The sequence below is a fragment of the Providencia alcalifaciens DSM 30120 genome, assembly GCF_000173415.1.
GTDB lineage: Bacteria > Pseudomonadota > Gammaproteobacteria > Enterobacterales > Enterobacteriaceae > Providencia > Providencia alcalifaciens.
In genome coordinates, this window is record NZ_ABXW01000066.1 from 1 (window position 1) to 4,157 (window position 4,157).

Sequence of the window (4,157 nt, forward strand, 5' to 3'; positions counted from 1 at the left end):
ACATTAGATTGTCCCTCTAAGACACGGAATCGGTGGTTAAACCACATCAACCAAGCAAGGATTAAATTCGCTTGTATTCTTTCTTTACAGGAGACAAATCAGGAGATAATTGAGAACATCGGGGAAGTGGTGCTGATAGGCAGATTCGAACTGCCGACCTCACCCTTACCAAGGGTGTGCTCTACCAACTGAGCTATATCAGCACATCTTGGAGCGGGCAGCGGGAATCGAACCCGCATCATCAGCTTGGAAGGCTGAGGTAATAGCCATTATACGATGCCCGCAATGAACTCGGCTACCTGAGTTATCAGCTGTTAAACTGTTTTTCCGTAAAGCTCACAGAAGCTTTTTGGAGATGGTGGTGGGAGAAGGATTCGAACCTTCGAAGTCTGTGACGGCAGATTTACAGTCTGCTCCCTTTGGCCGCTTGGGTATCCCACCTATCCAAATTTTTAATGGTGCCGGCACCAAGAGTCGAACTCGGGACCTACTGATTACAAGTCAGTTGCTCTACCAACTGAGCTATGCCGGCATCAAGTGCTGCGCATTCTAGGAAGACTGAGCGCATGTTGCAACAAAAAAATTTAATTTTTTGTTCATTCGCTCATATTTTATTCACTTTTTGCGATTTTGTTGATTTTTTATCTGTTTTAAGATTAAAACATCAACAACAGCCATTAACTATAATCCATTATAATCTGGGGAGTAAAGCTTCACTGTTGAGTTTCATTTCGTTGATTGCGAGTTTTTTATCCACTATCACAATTTTTCTTCTTTTTTGATCGTTTAGTTTTTCAACAAAAATGTGCTTTTTTTTTGCATACGTCAAAAAAAATTCACATAAAACACAAAAAATCCTACGCCTCCCCCTCTTCACTCGCTATGATGCTACCAAATTTTATGGATATGGGTGTTTAGGCAACCTGTCCAACCTGCACAAAATAGGCAGATGTTGGTTTATGAAACAAAAAGAAAATTTTATGACAACACCATATTTAGAGTTTGATAGAGAACATTGGGCCACTTTGCGTGATTCCGTTCCTCTAACGCTATCATCTAGTGAGCTTCTTGAGCTTAAAGGTATCAATGAAGAACTATCCATGGATGATGTCATCGAAATTTATCTTCCTTTATCCCGTTTGCTGAATTTTTATATCAGCTCCAATTTACGCCGTCAGGCTGTGTTAGAACAATTTTTAGGAACTAATGGCGCGAAGGTTCCTTACATTATTGGCATAGCTGGCAGCGTCGCTGTAGGAAAAAGTACGACGGCCCGTTTACTACAAGCATTATTAACGCGTTGGCCTGAACACAGGAAAGTCGATCTGATCACGACGGATGGATTTTTATATCCAAACCAAGTTTTACGTGACAAAGATATAATGAAAAAGAAAGGCTTTCCCGAGTCTTACGATATGCGCAAATTGGTCAACTTCGTTTCTCAGATAAAATCAGGAGCTCGTCATGTTGCCGCTCCCGTTTATTCACATTTGACCTATGATATTGTTCCTGACCAGCAACAAATTATTGATCAACCCGATATTTTAATTTTAGAAGGGCTAAACGTTCTACAGAGCGATATGGACTACCCTCAAGATCCCCATCATGTTTTCGTGTCAGATTTTGTTGATTTTTCTATCTATGTCGATGCGAACCCTCAACTACTAAAACAATGGTATATCGGGCGATTTTTGAAATTTAGACAAGGTGCATTTTCCGATCCTGATTCATACTTTCACAATTACTCTAAACTCAGTGAAGAAGAAGCGGTGAATGTAGCTAGTTCAATTTGGGATGAAATTAATGGTTTAAACCTTGAAGAGAATATCTTGCCAACAAAAGAACGCGCAAGTTTAATCATGACGAAAGGTGAGAATCACTCTATTCAAAATGTAAGACTACGGAAATAATTGATAAGGCCGGTTACGGTTAATACCGGCCTATTTAACTAATTTTCATTTGATCTTAATGATATTTCACCGCCAATATAGGGAATAATTTCTCCATTTTCTTTTTGCAATAATAACGCACCTTGCTCATTAATTCCCTTTTCGACACCAACAATAATATCATTGCCAATCAATAACTTAACATTTCTTTCTAAAAAGTTGTCTAATTCAAACCAACGAGACAAAAATGGCTTTAATCCCTGCTTTTCAAATATTAATAATGATTTTTTTAATGCGTTGATAATATTGCCAGCTAATTCGTTTCTTTCAATATTTTCAACTTCATCAGTTAAAGCAGACCAAGCTTGATTAATTGTTTCATCTTTTTTAATAATACTTTTATTCATACCAATATTGATACCAATACCAATAATAATATGTGCTGCATCCCCTGTTTTGCCTGTTAGCTCAACCAGGATTCCTGCTAGCTTTTTATCATTCATATAGAGGTCATTAGGCCATTTAACTTTGACCTTATTTCCGCATAACTTATTTAAAGTTTCAGCAATCACAATTCCAACCACTAAACTCAATCCAATTGCCGCAGCGGGGCCTTGCTCTAATTTCCAATAAGTTGAAAGATATAAGTTACATCCAAATGGTGAAATCCACTGACGACCGCGGCGACCTCGCCCTGCACTTTGATACTCTGCTAAACAAGTATCTCCTGATTGCAAATTAGGGATCCTATCCAGCATATATTGGTTAGTAGAATCAATAACGGGTTCGACAATAATCTGGGTGCCAGTAACATACTTCTCAATACACTGTTTATTTAACAAATTGATCTGCATAGGAAGCTGATAGCCTTTACTCGTGATAGTTTGGATATCAAGACCCCATGAGCGCAATGTTTTAATATGTTTATTAATTGCCGCTCTCGTCATTCCTAAGCGTTCACCCAGCTGTTCGCCTGAATGAATCTGCCCATCCGCTAAAATATCAATAATTTGTAATGGAATACTCATTTCTTTCATCGTATACAGTCCACTGCATTCAATTCGCCTTGACGCCCAATGAATCGAACTTCTGGTTCTAAGAAAATATCGAAACGTTGTGCAACTGTATTACTTACATATTTAGCAAGCTCTACAATATCCTTTCCCGTCGCATTATGTTTATTTATCAACACTAATGCTTGTTGAGTATGAACTGCTGCACCGCCTAATTGGTAGCCTTTTAAGCCACACTGGTCAATCAACCAACCTGCGGCTAATTTTACATTTCCATCAACCTGAACATATTGAGGGCAATTAGGGTAAATAGCTTTGATTGTCTCTGCGAGTTCAGCGGATACGACTGGGTTTTTAAAGAAGCTACCAGCATTACCTGTTACAGCGGGATCAGGTAATTTACTTCTGCGAGTCTCACATACCGTCTCAAACACATCAGAAGGCGTTACAGTGTTAGGATTGAGCTTAGCTAAATCGCCATACGCTAGCTTTGGTGACCACTCCTTAGAAAAAATCAATCCAACGCTGATAATCGCATGCGAATTCTGATATTCATGTTTAAAGATACTGTCTCGATACCCAAAATTGCATTCTTCCGCAGGGATACGAGTGATCCTACCTGTATCCAAGCAGAGGATATCCACATACTCACAAACATCTTTTAGCTCTAACCCATAAGCTCCAATATTTTGTATCGGTGCAGAGCCTACGCATCCAGGGATCAGCGCTAAGTTTTCTGCGCCATATATTCCCTTATGAAGCAATGTTTCAAGTAGCTGATGCCAATTTTCCCCTGCATATGCATGTACATGCCAAGCATCTGCAGAATCAGTAATTTCGATACCTTTAATTCTGTTTACAATGACCACACCGTCAAAATCTTCAATAAATAACACATTGCTTCCCCCGCCTAATAACAGTACAGGAAGATTGTCATTTTTTGCTGTTGTCCACTGTTGGTACAGAGCATCAGCGCTTTGTACAATGTTCACTTTAATAGCTTTGGCATCAATACCGAAGCTATTAAGCGATTTGAGTTCGGCGGTCAGGTTCATTGCTACCTTCATTTTCAAATAAGATCTAAGATTTTATAAGTCTATCAGCCTGACCTAGCAGTGAATAGCATGTAGATGGAAATAATATGAGAAGTAAGAAACTGAGAAGAATTTTCAAAAATACAAATCGATAGATAGCAAAAAGCCACCCATTGGGTGGCTTCTTATATTTAAAACCTAGCAGTTCCCTACTCTCACAT

3 protein-coding genes and 4 tRNA genes are annotated in these 4,157 nt (G+C 38.9%); 1 reads left to right on the forward strand and 6 read right to left on the reverse strand.

From position 1 onward, the window contains the following. Positions 1-127: 127 nt before the first annotated feature. From PROVALCAL_RS16310 to PROVALCAL_RS16325, 4 genes are all read right to left on the reverse strand, one after another. A tRNA-Thr gene (locus PROVALCAL_RS16310) sits at positions 128-203 on the reverse strand. Positions 204-209: 6 nt separating this feature from the next. After that, positions 210-284 (reverse strand) — tRNA-Gly (locus PROVALCAL_RS16315). A 72-nt stretch (positions 285-356) separates the two neighbouring features. After that, positions 357-441 (reverse strand) — tRNA-Tyr (locus tag PROVALCAL_RS16320). Between the two features lie 15 nt (positions 442-456). Beyond that, positions 457-532 (reverse strand) — tRNA-Thr (locus PROVALCAL_RS16325). Positions 533-959: 427 nt separating this feature from the next. Between PROVALCAL_RS16325 and coaA the strand changes: the two genes are divergently transcribed. Further along, positions 960-1,910, forward strand: coding sequence for a type I pantothenate kinase (gene coaA / locus PROVALCAL_RS16335; protein WP_006663523.1), 951 nt, complete (start codon positions 960-962; stop codon positions 1,908-1,910). Positions 1,911-1,948: 38 nt separating this feature from the next. Here the strand turns inward: coaA and birA are convergent, their stop codons facing one another. Next, the gene (gene birA, locus PROVALCAL_RS16340) at positions 1,949-2,926 is read right to left on the reverse strand and encodes a bifunctional biotin--[acetyl-CoA-carboxylase] ligase/biotin operon repressor BirA (protein WP_006660435.1); all 978 of its coding nucleotides are present in this window, start codon (positions 2,924-2,926) and stop codon (positions 1,949-1,951) included. After that, positions 2,923-3,957 (reverse strand): UDP-N-acetylmuramate dehydrogenase, encoded by a 1,035-nt coding sequence (gene murB / locus PROVALCAL_RS16345; RefSeq protein WP_039862267.1) that lies wholly within the window; start codon positions 3,955-3,957, stop codon positions 2,923-2,925. The genes birA and murB overlap by 4 nt, the downstream gene beginning before the upstream one ends. Between the last annotated feature and the right edge of the window lie 200 nt (positions 3,958-4,157).